This window comes from Microbacterium sp. K24 (assembly GCF_004794465.1).
Taxonomy (GTDB): Bacteria; Actinomycetota; Actinomycetes; order Actinomycetales; family Microbacteriaceae; genus Microbacterium.
In genome coordinates, this window is the sequence record NZ_SSDJ01000143.1 from 39743 (window position 1) to 56118 (window position 16376).

At 69.2% G+C, this 16376-nt stretch carries 17 protein-coding genes; 9 read left to right on the forward strand and 8 right to left on the reverse strand.

Annotated features, from left to right (window positions below; translation table 11 throughout):
* Window positions 1-30: 30 nt before the first annotated feature.
* From DW306_RS21675 to DW306_RS17615, 3 genes are all read right to left on the reverse strand, one after another.
* Window positions 31-198, reverse strand: coding sequence for a hypothetical protein (locus tag DW306_RS21675; RefSeq protein ID WP_240747255.1), 168 nt, complete (start codon window positions 196-198; stop codon window positions 31-33).
* A 15-nt stretch (window positions 199-213) separates the two neighbouring features.
* Window positions 214-1086, reverse strand: a complete 873-nt coding sequence (locus tag DW306_RS17610) for an alpha/beta hydrolase (RefSeq protein WP_240747256.1) — start codon at window positions 1084-1086, stop codon at window positions 214-216.
* A gap of 78 nt (window positions 1087-1164) precedes the next feature.
* Window positions 1165-1689, reverse strand: coding sequence for a TetR/AcrR family transcriptional regulator (locus DW306_RS17615; protein ID WP_136056889.1), 525 nt, complete (start codon window positions 1687-1689; stop codon window positions 1165-1167).
* An 81-nt stretch (window positions 1690-1770) separates the two neighbouring features.
* On the opposite strand from DW306_RS17615, the gene DW306_RS17620 reads away from it, so the two are divergent.
* Entirely contained in the window at window positions 1771-2481 is a 711-nt protein-coding gene (locus DW306_RS17620; protein ID WP_136056890.1) for an MBL fold metallo-hydrolase, read from the forward strand.
* A 132-nt stretch (window positions 2482-2613) separates the two neighbouring features.
* On the opposite strand, the gene DW306_RS17625 is transcribed toward DW306_RS17620, so the two are convergent.
* The 3 genes from DW306_RS17625 to DW306_RS17635 are packed head-to-tail and all read right to left on the reverse strand — an operon-like array spanning window position 2614 to window position 5968.
* Entirely contained in the window at window positions 2614-3186 is a 573-nt protein-coding gene (locus tag DW306_RS17625; protein ID WP_136056891.1) for an isochorismatase family protein, read from the reverse strand.
* The gene (locus DW306_RS17630) at window positions 3183-4631 is read right to left on the reverse strand and encodes a cytosine permease (protein WP_168429364.1); all 1449 of its coding nucleotides are present in this window, start codon (window positions 4629-4631) and stop codon (window positions 3183-3185) included. Before DW306_RS17630 ends, DW306_RS17625 begins: the two co-directional genes overlap by 4 nt.
* 47 nt (window positions 4632-4678) lie before the next feature.
* Window positions 4679-5968, reverse strand: a complete 1290-nt coding sequence (locus DW306_RS17635; protein WP_136056893.1) for a M18 family aminopeptidase — start codon at window positions 5966-5968, stop codon at window positions 4679-4681.
* Window positions 5969-6228: 260 nt separating this feature from the next.
* On the opposite strand from DW306_RS17635, the gene DW306_RS17640 reads away from it, so the two are divergent.
* Window positions 6229-7092 carry an EamA family transporter gene (locus tag DW306_RS17640; RefSeq protein ID WP_136056894.1) on the forward strand — a complete coding sequence of 288 codons (864 nt, stop codon included), beginning with the start codon at window positions 6229-6231 and terminating at the stop codon, window positions 7090-7092.
* Between the two features lie 3 nt (window positions 7093-7095).
* Here the strand turns inward: DW306_RS17640 and DW306_RS17645 are convergent, their stop codons facing one another.
* On the reverse strand, window positions 7096-7752 hold the full coding sequence (locus DW306_RS17645) for a response regulator transcription factor (RefSeq protein ID WP_240747257.1): 657 nt from the start codon (window positions 7750-7752) through the stop codon (window positions 7096-7098).
* 226 nt (window positions 7753-7978) lie between these two features.
* Here DW306_RS17645 and DW306_RS17650 point away from each other — a divergent pair, with 226 nt between their 5' ends.
* Window positions 7979-9121 carry a histidine kinase gene (locus DW306_RS17650; RefSeq protein WP_136056895.1) on the forward strand — a complete coding sequence of 381 codons (1143 nt, stop codon included), beginning with the start codon at window positions 7979-7981 and terminating at the stop codon, window positions 9119-9121.
* 253 nt (window positions 9122-9374) lie between these two features.
* Here DW306_RS17650 and DW306_RS17655 read toward each other — a convergent pair whose 3' ends face one another.
* Window positions 9375-10118, reverse strand: a complete 744-nt coding sequence (locus DW306_RS17655) for a GntR family transcriptional regulator (protein WP_240747258.1) — start codon at window positions 10116-10118, stop codon at window positions 9375-9377.
* Between the two features lie 169 nt (window positions 10119-10287).
* Between DW306_RS17655 and DW306_RS17660 the strand changes: the two genes are divergently transcribed.
* The 6 genes from DW306_RS17660 to DW306_RS17685 all read left to right on the forward strand — a co-directional run.
* Window positions 10288-11220, forward strand: coding sequence for a phosphate/phosphite/phosphonate ABC transporter substrate-binding protein (locus DW306_RS17660; protein WP_136056896.1), 933 nt, complete (start codon window positions 10288-10290; stop codon window positions 11218-11220).
* 136 nt (window positions 11221-11356) lie between these two features.
* Window positions 11357-12184, forward strand: coding sequence for a phosphonate ABC transporter ATP-binding protein (phnC, locus tag DW306_RS17665; RefSeq protein WP_136056897.1), 828 nt, complete (start codon window positions 11357-11359; stop codon window positions 12182-12184).
* Window positions 12181-13923, forward strand: a complete 1743-nt coding sequence (locus DW306_RS17670; RefSeq protein ID WP_168429365.1) for an ABC transporter permease subunit — start codon at window positions 12181-12183, stop codon at window positions 13921-13923. Before phnC ends, DW306_RS17670 begins: the two co-directional genes overlap by 4 nt.
* Window positions 13920-15059, forward strand: a complete 1140-nt coding sequence (locus DW306_RS17675) for a TIGR03364 family FAD-dependent oxidoreductase (protein WP_136056898.1) — start codon at window positions 13920-13922, stop codon at window positions 15057-15059. The genes DW306_RS17670 and DW306_RS17675 overlap by 4 nt, the downstream gene beginning before the upstream one ends.
* Window positions 15056-15769: an HAD family hydrolase gene (locus DW306_RS17680; RefSeq protein WP_136056899.1), complete on the forward strand. Its 714-nt coding sequence runs from the start codon at window positions 15056-15058 to the stop codon at window positions 15767-15769. The genes DW306_RS17675 and DW306_RS17680 overlap by 4 nt, the downstream gene beginning before the upstream one ends.
* A gap of 14 nt (window positions 15770-15783) precedes the next feature.
* Window positions 15784-16376 (forward strand): alcohol dehydrogenase catalytic domain-containing protein (locus DW306_RS17685; protein ID WP_168429366.1); only part of this gene is annotated, 593 nt, incomplete at its 3' end.

A 16376-nucleotide genomic window follows, 5' to 3' on the forward strand; every position in this document is an offset into this window, starting at 1 on the left:
AGGGGCCGTTCGGCAGGGTGAGGGATGCCGTCAGCGCGAGGTGTGCGCGTCGAGGAAGTCGATCGTCTTCTGCAGAGCGGTCTGCGCGTCGGGCAGGTCCAGGTGGAACTGGTACTCGTGGGGCAGCGCCGGTTCGTGCGGGGCCGGCCAGAACTGGGGGGTCACGTCGACGCCGAGCTCCTCGAGCCGCTGTGCCATCGGGATCGACTGCAGCTAGGTGAGTCCGTCGCCGTTGCCGCCCGAGATGTACGTCGGGGGGAAGTCCTTCGTCACCCAGTCGATGGTCGACATGGTCGCTCCGGTCGAGTCCTCGGCCCAGGTCTTCGTGCCGGAGTAGGCCCACATCGCCGACTTGAAGCCCCAGCCGGCGATGCCGTCGAGCTGAGCGAGGGCTCCGAGGTCGTACACGCCGCAGTTGAGCACCGTCGCGACGAGCTGGTCGGCCTTGATCGTGGGTTCGATGCCCATGATGTCGGCGTAGTCCGGGCTCGTGATGAGCGTCGCCATCTGGCTGGCGAGCTGCCCGCCGGCCGAGTCTCCGGCGAGCACGATCTGCGAGGCGTCGACGCCGAGATCTTCGGCGTGCTCGTCGATGTAGGCGAGCGCCGCGTTGAGCTGGTTCACTGCGAGGGGATACACGCCCTCCGGGCCGATGGTGTAGTTCACCCCGATGGTCGTGTAGCCCTCGGCGGCGAGGATGCGCAGGTACGGGTCGACGTTCTCCTTCACGCCTGAGATCCAGGCGCCGCCGTGGATCCAGACGACGGTCGGCAGCGGCCCGTCGGCGGATGCCGGGCGGAACACGTCCATCGTGGTGTCGGCGCCGGCGTCGCCGTAGGAGACGTCGAGCTGCTCGGTGAGCTTCGTGTCGGGGACGTGCTTGTCCATCTCAGCGGCGGTCTCGTCACCGCCCTTGGTGAACACGGCGCGGATGATCATCGCCGACGGCCAGGGGGTGATCGAGCCGACGATCGCCACGACGGCGACGACGGCCACGATGATGCCGAGCGCGACCTTCGTGCGGTGCCACGGCCGCCGGACCTTCGTCGGGCGATCGGACTGTTCGGCGTGCGCGCCTGTGCTCATCGGAACCCCTCCCTGCGCATCAGTGTGCCAGTATTCCGGTTCTCGCATGCGCGATGGGAGTGCGGCTCTACCGTGTCGTCAGGCCGTGAGCCCGGCGATGAGGCGGCGCAGCCCGTAGTCGAAGGCGCGGTCGACGTCGCCGCCGAGGCGGAAGGCGCCGGAGAGCTCCATCTGCAGGAACCCCGTCGCCCAGGCGGTGAAGAGGCGGGCGGCATCGAGGGCCTCGTCGTCGCCGACCAGGGCGGCGGAGGCCCGGATGAGCGGCGCGGCCGAGCGCTGCAGGGCGGCGTGCGGCGCCGCGGCGCTGAACATGAGCCGGAAGGCCTCGGGCTGCTGCTGGGCGAAGGACCGATAGGCCTCTGCGATGTCGGTGAGGTCGGCATCCGCGGCGTCGAGGCGCGCGGTGAGCTCGTCGATGATCGATTCGGCGATGGCCGAGAGCAGGGCGTCGCGATCGCGCACGCGCTTGTAGAGCGACGGGGCCCGCACGCCGACGCGCGTGGCGACGGCCTGCATCGTGACGCTCGAGGGCCCCGAGGAATCGAGGATCTCACGGCCTGCGGCGATGATCTGCTCGAGAGAGGTCCGTTCGGGTGTCGGCATGACATCTCCTTGATAGCTATTGACAGTAGCCATCATAGCTACGTATCGTAGCCATCGCAATCATCTCCGAAGGGAACCGCCATGAAGCTCGCCCCGCACCTGCACCGACTCGGCAACGACATCGTCGCCTCGTACCTCATCGACCTTCCGGAGGGGATCACGCTGATCGACGCGGGGCTCCCCGGACACTGGAACGACCTGCAGCGCGAACTCGCCGAGATCGGGCGGCCGCTGTCCGACATCCGCGGGCTCGTGCTCACGCACGGCGACGGCGACCACATCGGGTTCGCCGAGCGTCTCCGCCGCGAGGCCGGTGTTCCCGTGTTCATCCACGCGGCCGATGCCCACCGCGTGCGCACGGGGGAGAAGCCGAAGACGGCGATGGGGCCCGCCAGGCTCGGGCCGACGCTGGGCTTCTTCGCCTACGGCATCCGCAAGAACGCCCTGCGCACGCACCACGTGAGCGAGGTCGTCGAGGTCGGCGACGGCGACGTGCTCGATCTGCCCGGCGCCCCGGTCGTGATCGGGATGCCGGGGCACTCGCCGGGAAGCATCGCGGTGCACGTGCCGGTCGCGGATGCCGTGTTCGTGGGTGATGCTCTCACGACGAGGCACGTGCTCACCGGAAAGGTAGGCGCACAGCCGGCCCCGTTCACCGACGAGCCCGCGGACGCTCTGGCGTCGCTCGATCGGCTCGCGGGGGTCTCGGCCTCCTGGGTCCTGCCCGGTCACGGCGCTCCCTACCGCGGGACGCCGGCCGACGTCGCCGCCGAGGTCCGCGCGGCGGTCTGATACGTCGGGCCGCGCGCGTGCCTGCCTGCTCGACAGGCGACGAATCGCGGAGTGCCTGACGGATCACGGAGCCGGGCGTGGGGATTCCTCCGCGAAACGTCGCCTCTTCCGCGAAACGTCGGCCCGAACGCCTCAGCGCGCGGCGAGCACGGATGCCGTGTCACTCACCGTGATCTGGGGCGGGTAGAGCCCCATCACCTGGATCGCCGCCGCGTGGTTCTCGGCCGTCGACCCGGCGCAGGCATCGGCGGCGACGGTCACGTGGGCTCCGGCATCCGCCGCGGCGAGGGCCGTCGAGATCACGCAGCAGTCCGTCGAGACCCCGGCCAGCACGACGTGCGCGCCGCGCCCCACGAGAGCCTCCAGTTCCGGACCCCACTTCCCGAACGTGGGCAGATCGAGCGTCGGATGCGGCGACAGCCCGACGGCTTCGGGAACGAGGTCGTACAGCGGATCGGTCGGCGGCTGGTCGGCGAACGGCCAGGCGGCGAAGTACGCGCCCCACGAGGTGGAGCGGTCGGCCGTCGGCATCCATCGGGTCACGATCACGCGCTCTCCGAACGACTCGGACAGGGACCGGATGCGGGGCATCGCCTCGGCGAAGAACGGCGAGCCCCAGGCCGAGTCGGGCGAGGCGAAGATCGTCTGCGGGTCGATCACGACCAGCCAGGACCGGTTCCTGTCGTCGCTGCGCTCCTCGCTCAACGACCGATCTCTTCCTGCCGTCGGATCTTCGCCGCCCGGGCGAAGTACGTCACGAGGAACGACAGCACCAGGGCGAAGAACACCCCGAGGTTGGCGTAGGCCCAGTCGCCGTCGCGTCCTCCGATGAGGAACAGCAGGTAGCCCTGCCAGTTGTTCCACGGCGCCGCATCCGCGAAGTTGTTGACGACGAGCCCCCACCCGATCAGCGACGTCACGACCATGGTCACGATCGAGGTCCAGTCCCAGGCGCCGTAGCGGCCGCGGCTGTCGAACAGGGCGTCCTCGTCGTAGTCCTTCTTGCGGCGCAGGATGTCGGCGATCAGGATGCCGGCCCACGACGCGAGCGGCACGCCCAGGGTGATGAGGAAGCTCTGGAACGGCCCGAGGAAGTCGGTCGCGAAGAACACCACGAAGATGGTGCCGATCGTGAGGATGACCCCGTCGATCGCGGCCGCGGACGGCCGGGGGATGCGGATGCCGAGACTCAGCAGCGTCAGCCCGGAGGAGTAGATGCCGAGCACCGCGCCCGAGACGAGTGCGAGCACGGCCGTCAGCAGGAACGGTACGAGCACCCACACCGGCAGGATCGAGGCGAGCGCGCCGATCGGGTCGGCGGCGATCGCGTTCATGAGGTCGTCGTCGGAACCGCCGAGCAGCAGGCCGAACACCACGAGGATCACCGGGGCCACCGAGCCGCCGATCGTGTTCCAGGCGACGATCGCCCCGTCGGATGCCGTGCGCTTCTGGTACCGCGACCAGTCGGCGGCGATGTTGATCCAGCCGAGTCCGAATCCCGTCATCACCATCACCAGGGCGCCGATGACCTGCCCGATGCCGCCGTCCGGGCGGGCCATGACGACCGCGAGGTCGATGCTCGGCGCCGCGAGGATGATGTACAGCACCGTCACGACGCCGGTGATCCAGGTGAGCACCGACTGCAGCTTCATGATCGTGTGATACCCGAGGACGGATGCCGCGACGATGAGCGCCGCGACGATCATCGTCGCGATGATCTTCAGCGCGATGCTGTCGCCGTCACCGCCGAGCTGCGAGATGATCGTCGCGGTCGCGAGCACGGCGAGGATCGCGAGGAACGTCTCCCAGCCGATCGACGTCAGCCACGAGATGATGCCGGGAACCTTCTGCCCATGCACGCCGAACGCGGCACGGGAGAGCACCATCGTCGGGGCGGAGCCGCGCTTGCCGGCGATCGCGATCAGCCCGCACAGCAGGAACGACACCACGATGCCGATGATCGACACGAGGGTCGCCTGCCAGAACGAGATGCCGAAGCCGAGCACGAACGATCCGTACGACATGCCGAACACCGACACGTTCGCCGCGAACCACGGCCAGAACAGGTCGCGAGGCTTCGCGTTCCGGTCGGATTCGGGGATGATCTCGATGCCCGCACGCTCGATGAGAGCCGGCTTGATGTCCGTCATGAGCAACATCTTGGCACTGCCCGGGCGTGCCGGGGCGGCAATCGAGGTCAGGCGGTGAAGAACGACTCCGCGGTGCGCGACAGGTCGTACAGGTCGGACACCCCGGCGAGCTCGCGCGCGGAGTGCATCGACAGGATCGGGATGCCGACGTCGACGGTGCGGATGCCGAGTCGGGTGGCCGTGATCGGGCCGATCGTGGAGCCGCACGGCACGGAGTTGTTCGACACGAACTCCTGCGTCGTGACCCCGACCCGCTCGCACCATTCGCGCCAGGCGGCCGTGCCGACGGCATCCGTCGCGTAGCGCTGGTTCGCGTTCAGCTTGAGGATCGGACCCGACCCGAGGACGGGCTGCACGACCGGATCGTGCTTGGCGACGTAGTTCGGGTGCACGGAGTGGCCGACGTCGCTGGAGAGGCACCATGACGACGCGTACGCCCGGCGGCGTTCCGAGGCGTCGGCGCCGAGTCCGGCGTACAGGCGCTCGAGCACGTCCTCGAGGAACGGACCGGCCGCTCCGGAACGGGATGCGGAGCCGAGCTCCTCATGGTCGAACGCGGCCAGGACGGCGATCGGGGCTTTGGTGCGCGTCCGGTCGGAGATCTCGACGAGCGCGACGACCCCGGCGTGCACCGAGGCGAGGTCGTCGAGGCGCCCGGCGGCGAAGAACGCGTCATCCTTGCCGAACACGGCGCCGCGTGCCGAGTCGGCGATCACGACGTCGTACCCGCGGATGTCGGATGCCGAGACGTCGGCCGATCCCGCGAGCTCCGCGAGGATGTCCTGCTGCGTCGGGTCGCCGAGGCCCCAGACGGGCTGCGTCTCGGTCTGCTTGTCGAGCGCGAGGCCGTTGTTCACGCCCCGGTCGAGGTGGATGGCCAACTGCGGCAGGCGCAGCAGCGGGCCGGTGTCGGCGAGCACGACGCGACCGTCCGCGAGTGCGAGGCGTCCGGCGAGACGCAGCTCGCGATCGAGCCACGAGTTCAGCAGCGGGCCGCCGTACACCTCGACCCCGGCCTGCAGCCAGCCGCGGGTGCCGGTCGTCGGCTGCGGCTTGAGCTTGAAGCCGGGGGAGTCGGTGTGCCCGCCGAAGATGTGCGCGGGCGTCGTCGCTCCGGCATCCGTCGGCACCACCCAGGCGATCGTCGCCCCGTCGCGCACGACCACGAAGCGGCCTCCGGCCTGCGCCGGCCACGACTCCTCCTCGTGCAGACGCGTGAACCCGGCGCCTTCGAGGCGTCGAGCGACCTCGGCCGCCGCGTGGTAGCTCGACGGCGAGGCGGCGACGAAGTCGGCGAGGTCCTCGGCGTGGGCGAGAGCGTCGGGGGTGACGGGCATGACGTGACCTTCCTGAAGACGGGCGTGATTCGAGCGTAGTCGCGCGATGACAACCCTCTGCGCGTGTCGCCGGGACGCCGTTTGCCCGGCGTTCATCTGGCGCGACTATCGTGGAGCCCGATAGCGCCTAGGGTTCCGGGGTTCGCCCGACTGGTCCGAGCGGCGCCACGGCTTGCCTCCGCAGGGGAGCCGTCATCTGACAGGACAAAAGCCCGGAGGACCCTGTTCGTCGCGCCCGCGTCGAACGGAAGGGTCTGGTCATGTCTCCTCTCGCTTTCGTCCTCGTCTTCGGAGCGGCGATCGCCCACGCCTCGTGGAACGTCATCGCCCACGGGGTCAGCCGGGCCGGATTCCCCTTCCTCTGGTGGGGAGCGGTCTCCAGCACCGTCGTCTGGATCGGGGCGGTGCCGTTCACCGGCGGCCTCGGCGCCGACGATCTCGGCTCCTTCGCCCTCGGGGTCGCCGTCTCCGCGACGCTTCACGTCGGGTACATGGTCGTGCTGCAGCGGGGCTATCGGGAGGGGAGTCTCTCCACGGTGTACGCGACAGCCCGGGGGACGGGGCCCTTCCTCTCGGTGATCGTGGCGGTGCTGCTGCTGGGGGAGAGGCCGTCGGTGGTGGCCCTGATCGGCGTCGCGGCGGTGATCGCCGGGGTCGTGGCGATCGGACTCGTCGACCGCGGGAGGGGAGCGAAGACCGGGCGTATCGACCCGGGTCTGCTGTTCGGCCTGCTCACCGGCGTCGCGATCGCGATCTACACGATCTGGGACGCGCACGCGGTGCGCACCTGGAACCTCTCGCCGGTCGCCTTCATGGTCGGAACGACGCTGCTGCAGGTGCCGTTCTACTCGTTCGCCGTGCGGCGGCGCTGGGACGCCGTCTGGGCGCTCGGGCGCCTGCACTGGCGCCGGATCCTCGTCTTCGGCATCCTGTCGCCGCTGTCGTACATCCTCGTGCTGACCGCCATCCAGATCGCCCCTGTGGCGCTCGTGGCGCCGCTGCGCGAGGTCAGCGTGGTGCTCGTGAGTCTCTTCGGCGTCATCGTGCTGCGGGAGTCGCGACCCTGGTGGCGGATCGGGGCCTCGCTGGTGGTCGTGCTCGGGATCGTGCTGCTCGCGCTGTGAGCGTCAGCGGAAGTTCACGAGCCCCGCGTGCGCGGCGGCGACGAGGATCTGCACGCGGTCGCGCAGGTGCCACTTCGACATCATGCGTCCGAGGTGCGCCTTCACGGTGCCTTCGGAGACGATGAGAGCCTTGGCGATCTCGGCGTTCGACATGCCCTTCGCCAGGCACTGGAGCACCTCCGCCTCGCGATCGGTGAGGGGCTCGAGAGCCGTTGCATCACCCGTCACGGGCTCGGAGTCGCGCACATGCTTGATGAGCATCGACGCGATCCGCGGCGACAGCGAGCTCTGACCGCTGTGCACCTCGCGCACTCCGATCACGATCTCCTCCGCGCTGGAGTCCTTCAGCAGATACCCTGATGCGCCGGCGCTCAGCATCGGCAGAACCGTGTCCCGGCCGTCGAGTGTCGTGACCGCGAGAACCCGTACATGCGGCCATCGCTCGACGATGACTCCCGTCGCCTCGATCCCGTTCATCTCGGGCATCTGCACGTCCATCATGACCACGTCGGGCTGTTCGCTCTCGACCATCGCGATGCCTTCGACACCGTCCTCCGCCTGGCCGATGACCTTGATTTCCGGGTCACGGGAGACGAAGTGCGAGAGCGCCGAACGGACCAGGGGGTCGTCGTCGACGATCAGGACGCGGATGTCAGGCATGAAGGAAGCCTAACCGTGGCAACTCCTTGCCGCTCACATGTAGACCTTTGGCCAAAAAGGTCTGTCTAGAAGTCAGATGTGCTCGCTCTGCTCCGCCGAGAAGATGGGTACAGACATCGACGAACGACTAGGAAATGGAGGTGAGCGTTATGCCTTTCTGGCAGCAGGTTGGTAAGTTTTTTGGCCTCGTACGATAGATTACCTGGCGAATAGGAGATAGTGAACCATGGCCTTCGACCAGTCCGCTGGGGGATCTACGGATGCTCTCCGGTTAGGTCGGGGCGAGAAGCTCAGCAGAGTCGAGCGGATCGTCGTCCTGGTCATCGTCTCCATCACTGTCGCCCTCGACCTCATCTCCCTCATCACGACTCCGGGCGGGAATCCCCTCGGCATCCTGGTGAGCATCGCGTCGACGGCCAGTTTCGCCCTCTACCTCTGGAATCCCCTTATCGCGACATGCGCCCTCGGCGTCGTGTTCGCATCGTCCTTCTTCGTAGGAACCGAGTCTCTGGTTCTGACTGCCGCAGCCGTGGCAGCAGGGCTCGTCATGAGACTGGGGTGGACCTCTCTGGTCCTCTCCTACACCGGTGCTTTCCTGGTCGCCGCGGCGCTCGTCGCCAACGGCGACCTGGAAGCCGGGGTGAACGTCGGACTGTTCCTCATCTTCGCGGCCGTAGCAGGCGCCGTCGGCTTCGCGCTGCGGATCGCCTTCGCCCGCGGGCGACGCCTCGAGCTCGCGCTCGAGGAGAGCGCCGAGCAGGAGCGTCAAGCCGTACTCGCCGAGCGGCGGTGGATCGCCGGTGAGCTGCACGACAGCATCGCCCACCACCTCACCGTGGTGGCGCTGCACGTGCAGATGCTCGAAGACCCCTCGACAAGTGAAGACTCTCGAGAAGCGATCCGTGTCGCCGCACGAAAGGCGATGGCGGATCTCCGATTCGTGATCGAACTCGCGGATGACGGACCGCGCTCCTCCGAGATGCAGACCGGCGACCTCGCCGACGCGATCGACGAGGCCCGCGAGGAATTCGAATCCGCCGGACACGCCGTGCGCCTCGAGGGAGACCTGCGCGACGAGCGCATCCCTCGTGCCGCAGAGATCGTCCTCGCGAGGATCGTGCGGGAGTCTGCGACCAACATCCTGAAGTACGCCGGCCCCGGAGAGGTGCTGGTCAGTCTCGACCTCGACGACGACGCGGCCGCACTCACGCTGCGGAGCCCGCTCCCGACGACCCCTCGACGCGAACTGTCCTCCAGTCGCACCGGACTCGGCCGCATGGCCGAGCGAGTGATCGGCGCCAGCGGCGAGTTCAGCGCGGGCGAGGTCGACGGGCATTGGCTGGTCTCGGCCCGCCTGCCGATCGCCTGAGCGTCGGCGGGGTATAGTAAGCCGACGCTTCGCGTGAATCCTCCGCGAATGTGGACGAAAGTCCACTGAAGGTCTCGACCTTTGGCCCTACGATCTGGGCTCCCCTCCGAAATATCCTGGAGGCTCCCCAGATAAAGCGTCCCCAGCGCTGCGATCGCGAGCGCGGTCTTTCTGGCTTCTGAAACACTTGCGCGCTCGCGATCGCCTTCTGTCCTTCCGGACGACGTCTCTTCGTCGCGTCCGATGCCTGGCGCTAACCGCCCACCGCTCTCATGTAGTGGCCGTCGTTCGAGATGCCGGATGCCGCGACCGTGAAGCGCACCACTTCGCTGAGGTATCTGTCCTCCGACGCCTCGAAGATCCGGCCGTCCGCGTCGCGCGACGTGCGACTGAGGCGCAGGATCGGCGTCCCCCGCGGCACCCGCAGCAGCGCGGCATCCTGATCATCCGCCGCGACGGCGTCGATCACATGCTGCAGGCTCACGATCGGATGACCGACCGAGGCGAGGTGCTCGGTGATCGAGACCTCGTCCAGATCGACCTCGAAGAGGCGACGGCCCACGACCTCCGTGTAGGCGAGACGCTCCAGCATGGTCGGACGCCCGTCGAGCAGACGCAGGCGGACCACGCTGACGATCGTGTCGTCGGGCTCCACCCCCAGGGCCGACGCCATGTCGCCGGCGCGCCGCAGGCTCAGCTCCTGCGTCTGCGCGCCCGGGGAGACCCCGAGCTCCCGCGCCCAGCGGGTGAAGGGCACCGAGACGTCGACGGCCTGGTTCGCCTTGCGGGCGACCACACGCGCGGGTCGACCGCGGCTGGTCTCGATCAGGCCCTCACCGCGCAGCGCCGCAAGTGCGTTGCGGATCGGCCCGCGCGACGTGCGCCACTTCTCGGCGAGCTCCGCCTCAGTCGGAACGTCATCGCCGGGGCGCAGGGCGCCGCCGGCGATCTGGTCGCGGAGGTCGTCCGCGATCTGGGTGTACACAGCTTCAGCCACATAGGTACATTACTTGATCACTTCGATCGAGGTCACCCCGTTACTGCAGAGTTCATCCAAGCGAATGCCGGGTAAACGGCCGCTGAACTCTTCCAAGTTAGGTATATATCTCGACGGATCGCGTGCGAGAGTCTTCCCTGGATCACCCCTCACACCCTGAAAGGTCCTCATGAAGCTTCGCGCTCTCCCCGCCCTCGCCGGCGCGGCGATCCTCGCTATCGGTCTCGCCGCGTGTTCCGGCCCGGCCGACGCCACCTCCTCCACCCCCGGCGCCGACGAGTCGTCGGCCGGTGGCAGCTTCGCCGTCGACGAGAACACCCTCGTCTTCGGCGTCGTCCCCGACTCGGTCGACACGGAGACCAACTACCAGCCGCTGATGGACTACATCGCCGAGATCACCGGCAAGACCGTCGAGTACCACGAGTCGACCGACTACGCCGCACTCATCGAGGCCGCCGTCGCCGGCAAGGTCGACGTCGCCTCGTTCTCGGGCTTCACCTACGTCACCGCGACCAACAACGGCGCCAAGCTCACCCCGATCTCCTCCATCGTGACCGACGAGGGCCAGGAGCCGGGCTACTACTCCCAGGCGATCGTGCCCAAGGACAGCGACATCTCCAGCATCGAGGACTTCAAGGGCAAGAAGGTCTGCTTCGTCGACCCGTCGTCGACGTCGGGCTACCTCTTCCCGTCGTACAACCTGCTGAAGGCGGGCATCGACCCGAAGACCGACATCACCCCCGTGTTCGCCGGCAAGCACGACGTCAGCGTGCAGAAGACCGGTGAGGGCGCCGAGTGCGAGGTCGGGTTCGCCGAGGACTCCGAGGTCGAGAAGTCGGATGCCGTGAAGGTCATCGACGAGACGATGGTCCCGGGCGCGCCCCTGGTCTTCTCGTCGACGCTCCCCGATGACGTGTCCCAGAAGCTGATCGACGGCCTCGCGGACATCACGATCGACGACATCATCGCCGCGGGCATCGACAGCGCCGACTCCGACTCCTTCCGCAGCGTGTTCTACGCCACGAAGCCGGTCGACGACGCGTACTACGACGTCATCCGCGACATCTGCAAGGAGACCGAAGCCGAGCAGTGCCAGGGCTGATGCCCTGAGCCCGCTTCGCTCCCGTCCGTTGAGCGAGGGAGCGAAGCGAGCGAGACGAAACGCCGTCCGTGAGGACACGTTTCGTCTCGCTCCGCTCGCTCAACGACCGAGCTTCAGAGAATCACAGGAGAACCTCATGAACGCCGCATCGGATGCCCTCGTCCGCCTCACCCGCGTGACGAAGACCTTCGGGACGACCACCGCTCTCAAGGACGTGTCGCTCGAGGTCTCCCGTGGCGAGATCGTCGTGCTGCTCGGGCTCAGCGGGTCCGGCAAGTCGACGCTGCTCCGCCACCTCGACGGTCTCGAGCTCCCCACCGCGGGGTCGGTCGAGGTGCTCGGTCAGCAGGTGCCGACGCTGAAGGGCCGCCCGCTGCGGAACCTGCGCAGCCGCGTCGGCTTCATCTTCCAGCAGTTCGAGCTCGTGCCCTCGCTGACGGTGCTCGAGAACGTGCTGACCGGATCGCTCTCGGGTGTGCGCGGTCCGCGCCTCGGCCTCTGGGGCTACAGCAAGGCTTCGAAGCTCACGGCACTCGAGCACCTCGACCGCGTCGGCCTGCTCGACCGGGCGTACCAGCGCAGCGATACCCTCTCCGGCGGGCAGCAGCAGCGCGTCGCGATCGCCCGGGCGCTCATGCAGAAGCCCGACATCCTGCTCGCCGACGAGCCCGTCGCCTCGCTCGACCCGGAGTCGAGCGACCAGGTCATGGCACTGATCCGCGAGATCGCCGCCGACGAGGGCCTCACGGTCGTCTGCAGCCTGCACCAGGTCGATCTCGCGATCTCGTGGGCCGACCGCATCGTCGGGCTCCGTCACGGCGAGGTCGTGCTCGACACTCCGACGACCGACCTCACCAAGGCCGAGGTCATGGAGATCTACGGCCGCGTCGCCACGACGACCGCCGAGATAGCCGCCGTGGCGATCGAGCTCGCGGATGCCGCGACGCAGGTGTCGGCATCATGACGGTTCTCGCAGGGCGCCCGTCGACCGGCTCGGGCACACGAGGCCCTCGGCCGACGGTCGCCGAGCGCGCACCGAAGCGCCCCCTCTCCCCGGAGCGCCTCGCCGCATCGCTGACCCTGCTCGCGCTGCTCGTGATCGGAATCCTCGCGGTCAACGAGGTCGGCATCTCGATCCCCGCGATGGTGCAGAGCTGGGGCAACGCCGAGAACTTCATGGCCCGGGTCGGCGGCCTGTCGTTCCCCGAGCCCGGTGACCTCGCCTGGCTGATCGCCCTCACCGTCGGGCTCGTCCTCGTCGGCACCCTCCTCGCCGCGGTGCTCTCGGTGCCGATCGCCTACCTCGCCGCCTCCAACACCACGCCGGGCAGCGGCTGGCGTGCGGCCGCCCGCTTCATCGGCGTGCTGACCCGCGCGCTCCCGGACGTCGTCCTCGCGATGGCGTTCGTGCTCATGTTCTCGCTCGGCACGCTCCCCGGCATCCTCGCCATCGGCATCCACTCGATCGGCATGATCTCGAAGATGTTCGCCGATGCGATCGAGCAGGTCGACGAAGGTCCTCGTCTCGCGATCCGCGCCGCCGGCGGTTCGAAGATGCAGGAGTTCACCTCCGGCATCCTTCCGCAGGTTCTGCCCAGCTGGGTCGCGACCGTGCTGCACCGCAACGACATCAACCTGCGCGGCAGCGTCGTGCTCGGCTACGTCGGGGTCGCCGGCCTCGGCCTCGAGATGTCGTACGCCTTCAAGGCGCTCAACTACGGCAAGGGCCTCGGCATCGCGCTGGTCATCTTCCTCCTCTGCGTGGTGATGGAGATCGTGTCGAGCCTGGTGCGCGGCGCGATGCTCGGACAGCAGAAGCAGACCCGTTCGTGGATGGACCGCCTCCTGCACCCGCGGCTGCGCGGCCGTGCCGCCGAGCCGACGACGGGCCGCGCCGCGTGGGCGGCCAGCCCCCAGACGGCCGTGCGCCGTCCCTGGACCGCACAGCGCGTGCAGCACACGATCGCCGGCATCGTCGCCGTGCTCGTCGTGGTCGGCAGCGTCGTGGTGAGCCAGATCAACTGGCTCGACTTCTTCACCTTCTGGGCGAAGCTCCCCGAGGTCGCCGCGAAGTTCTGGCCGCCGTCGTTCGGCAGCTACGACGCCACCGTCATGTTCGAGGCCATGCGCGACACCGTCGCGATCGCGCTCGCCGCGACCGTGCTGACGCTGCTGCCCTCAATCGTCCTCGGCTCGCTCGCCGCGAGCAACGTCGCACCGACCTCGGGCGCGCGCGGCGTGGCCCGGTTCCTGCTGGTCGGTATCCGCGGCATCCCCGAGCTGATCCTCGCGATCGTGCTCGTCGTGATCACGGGCCTCGGACCGCAGGCCGGCGTCATCGCGCTGGCGATCGGCGGGATCGGACTGCTCGGCAAGCTCATCGCCGACTCCTTCGAAGAGGTCGGCCGCGGACCGGAGCGCGCTCTGCGCGCGGTCGGCGCCACGCGACTGCAGACCTACGCCTCGGCGACGGTCCCGCAGGGGATGCAGGCGCTGATCGGCCACAGCTTCTACATGCTCGACACGAACATCCGCGCGGCGACGATCCTCGGCATCGTCGGCGGCGGCGGCGTCGGCTACTACCTGCTCAACGCCAGCCAGGGCTCGCGCTACGAGACCGTGACCGCGATCGTGCTGATGATCCTCGCGACCGTGCTGGTGGTCGAAGGGCTCGCGATGTGGATGAGGAAGGTGTTCCGATGACCCGCACGAACGACACGGCGGATGTGGTCGTCGCCGGCGCCGGCATCGTCGGTCTCGGCGCCGCCTATGCCGCGGCGCGCCGCGGCCTGAGCGTGATCGTCGTCGACCGCACCGACGGCCCGGGTGGGGCGACGATCCGCAACTTCGGCCACCTCTGCATCGGGGCGCAGGCCGGCGAGGCACGCCGCTACGCCGACGTCTCCCGTGAGCTCTGGCTGCGGCTCTCCCGCGACGCCGGGTTCTGGCTGCGAGAGTCCGGCACGCTGGTCGCGGCACGTCACGACGACGAGATCGCCGTGCTGGAAGCCGCCGTTCCGGGCGGCGGAATCCGGATGCTGGACGCGGACGAGCTGCTCCGCCGCGCGCCGCTCCGCCGCGACGGGATCGTCGGCGGCGCGCTCGTCGAGACCGACCTGCAGACCGACCCGCGCACCGCGGCCGACGCCATCGTGCGGCATCTGCGCCGTCTCGGCGTGCAGTTCCGCTTCCGCACCGCCGTCACCCAGCTCAGCGCGGGACGCGTCGAGACCACCAGAGGCACCATCGTCACCGGGCACACGGTCGTCGCCGTGAACCACGACCTCGACCAGCTGCTCCCCGAGATCGCCGAGCGCCGTGGCATCCAGCGCTGCGCACTCGACATGATGCGCGCGGCCGTGACGCTGCGGCATCCGCTGACGGCCCCGCTTCTCACCGGCTGGTCGCTCGTGCGCTACGGGCGGTTCTCCGAGGGGCCGGAGGCCGCCGCGCTCCGGGAGCGCCTGCACGCCGAGCGCCCCGATCTCGCGGCTCTCGACCTCAACCAGATGTACACGCAGCTGCCCGACGGCACGCTCATCATCGGCGACTCCCACGCCACCGCCGTGTCGCCGGCGCCGTTCCAGCCCGAGGCCGCCTTCGCCGCGTTCCTCGCCGAGGCCGAGGCGCTGTTCGACATGCCGGCTCCTCGGGTGCTCGAGCGCTGGCAGGGCGTCTACGCCAAGGGAAGCGAGGAGTTCCTGATCGAACGCGGCGACGAGGGTGCGCTGGTGCTCGCCGCGACGACCGGCATCGGAATGACGACGGGTCTGGGGCTCGCCGAAGAGAATCTCACCGCCGCCTTCGGGTGGACCCCTGCGATGGAAGGAACATCATGACCACGACCACTCCTCTCGAACTCCTCGTGCTCGACATGGCGGGAACGACGGTGCTCGACGACGGCGTCGTGGAGCAGGCGTTCCAGCGCGCCGCCGAGCGCACGGGCGTCGCCGACCGGATGCCGTGGGCCGAGGCCCTCGACCACGTCCGCGTCACGATGGGACAGTCCAAGATCGACGTCTTCACCCACCTCGCCGGCGGCGACGTCGCTGCCGCCGAGCGTGCCACCGCCGCCTTCGAAGGCGCCTACGCCGAGATCGTCGCAGAGCAGGGCGTCACCGAGATCCCCGGGGCCGCGGATGCCATCCAGGGACTGAAGGATGCCGGGCTCACGGTCGTGCTCACCACGGGCTTCGCTCCGGTCACCCGCGACGCCCTGATCGAGGGGCTCGGCTGGCGCGACCTCATCGACCTGGCGCTGTCGCCCGTCGACGCCGGACGTGGCCGGCCCGCGCCCGACCTCGTGCTCGCCGCCCTGCTGCGCACGCAGACCTCGTCCGTCCGGGCAGTGGCCGTCGCCGGTGACACGGTCAGCGACGTCGAGTCCGGCCGGCGTGCCGGGGCGGGCTTCGTCGCCGGCGTGCTCAGCGGCGCCCACGATCGCGCGGCCCTCGACGCAGCGGGAGCCGATGCCGTGCTCGACGACGTGACCGGGCTGCGCGACGTGCTGGCCGAGCGCGGACTGCTCCGCGTCGTCGCCGCCTCCTGAGACGGCGACACGACATGGGCACCCTGCTGATCCGTCCACCCGGCCACCGGCGCGACGTCGCCCTGCGCCCCGCGGCCACGGCGATGGTGTGGATCGGTGAAGGGCACCCGCACGAGACGATCGCGGTGCCCGGCGTCGCCCTCGCCGACGGCGACGTGCTCGTCGCGGTCGAGATGTCCACGATCTGCGGCTCCGACGTGCACACCGTGCAGGGCCGCCGATCCGCTCCCACGCCGCTGGTGCTCGGGCACGAGAGCGTGGGGCGCGTGATCGCCACCGGCGACCACGGAGCGGATGCCGTCGACGGCACACCGCTGCGGATCGGAGACCGCGTCGTGTGGTCTGTCACGATCTCCTGCGGTTCGTGCGACCGCTGCCGGCACGGGATGCCGCAGAAGTGCCGCACCCTCGGCAAATACGGTCACGACCGCGTGGGCGTGCACGGCGACCTCACGGGTGCGTTCGCGACCCACGTGCAGCTGCGGGAGGGGACCGCGATCGTCCGCGTGCCCGAGGCGCTCCCGGCATCCGTCCTCGCTCCCGCGTCGTGCGCGACGGCGACGGCGTGGGCCGCCGTGGCGCGCGCCGCACGGGACCGCGATCTCGA

Bases quoted from the DNA above. Each gene is read 5' to 3' on its own strand.
- DW306_RS17615 (WP_136056889.1), bottom strand. From the start codon at position 1,689: ATGCCGACACCCGAACGGACCTCTCTCGAGCAGATCATCGCCGCAGGC.
- phnC (WP_136056897.1), top strand. From the start codon at position 11,357: ATGAACGCCGCATCGGATGCCCTCGTCCGCCTCACCCGCGTGACGAAG.
- DW306_RS17670 (WP_168429365.1), top strand. From the start codon at position 12,181: ATGACGGTTCTCGCAGGGCGCCCGTCGACCGGCTCGGGCACACGAGGC.
- DW306_RS17610 (WP_240747256.1), bottom strand. From the start codon at position 1,086: ATGAGCACAGGCGCGCACGCCGAACAGTCCGATCGCCCGACGAAGGTC.
- DW306_RS17680 (WP_136056899.1), top strand. From the start codon at position 15,056: ATGACCACGACCACTCCTCTCGAACTCCTCGTGCTCGACATGGCGGGA.
- DW306_RS17650 (WP_136056895.1), top strand. From the start codon at position 7,979: ATGGCCTTCGACCAGTCCGCTGGGGGATCTACGGATGCTCTCCGGTTA.
- DW306_RS17640 (WP_136056894.1), top strand. From the start codon at position 6,229: ATGTCTCCTCTCGCTTTCGTCCTCGTCTTCGGAGCGGCGATCGCCCAC.
- DW306_RS17645 (WP_240747257.1), bottom strand. From the start codon at position 7,752: ATGCCTGACATCCGCGTCCTGATCGTCGACGACGACCCCCTGGTCCGT.
- DW306_RS17675 (WP_136056898.1), top strand. From the start codon at position 13,920: ATGACCCGCACGAACGACACGGCGGATGTGGTCGTCGCCGGCGCCGGC.
- DW306_RS17635 (WP_136056893.1), bottom strand. From the start codon at position 5,968: ATGCCCGTCACCCCCGACGCTCTCGCCCACGCCGAGGACCTCGCCGAC.
- DW306_RS17630 (WP_168429364.1), bottom strand. From the start codon at position 4,631: ATGACGGACATCAAGCCGGCTCTCATCGAGCGTGCGGGCATCGAGATC.
- DW306_RS17620 (WP_136056890.1), top strand. From the start codon at position 1,771: ATGAAGCTCGCCCCGCACCTGCACCGACTCGGCAACGACATCGTCGCC.
- DW306_RS17660 (WP_136056896.1), top strand. From the start codon at position 10,288: ATGAAGCTTCGCGCTCTCCCCGCCCTCGCCGGCGCGGCGATCCTCGCT.
- DW306_RS21675 (WP_240747255.1), bottom strand. From the start codon at position 198: ATGGCACAGCGGCTCGAGGAGCTCGGCGTCGACGTGACCCCCCAGTTC.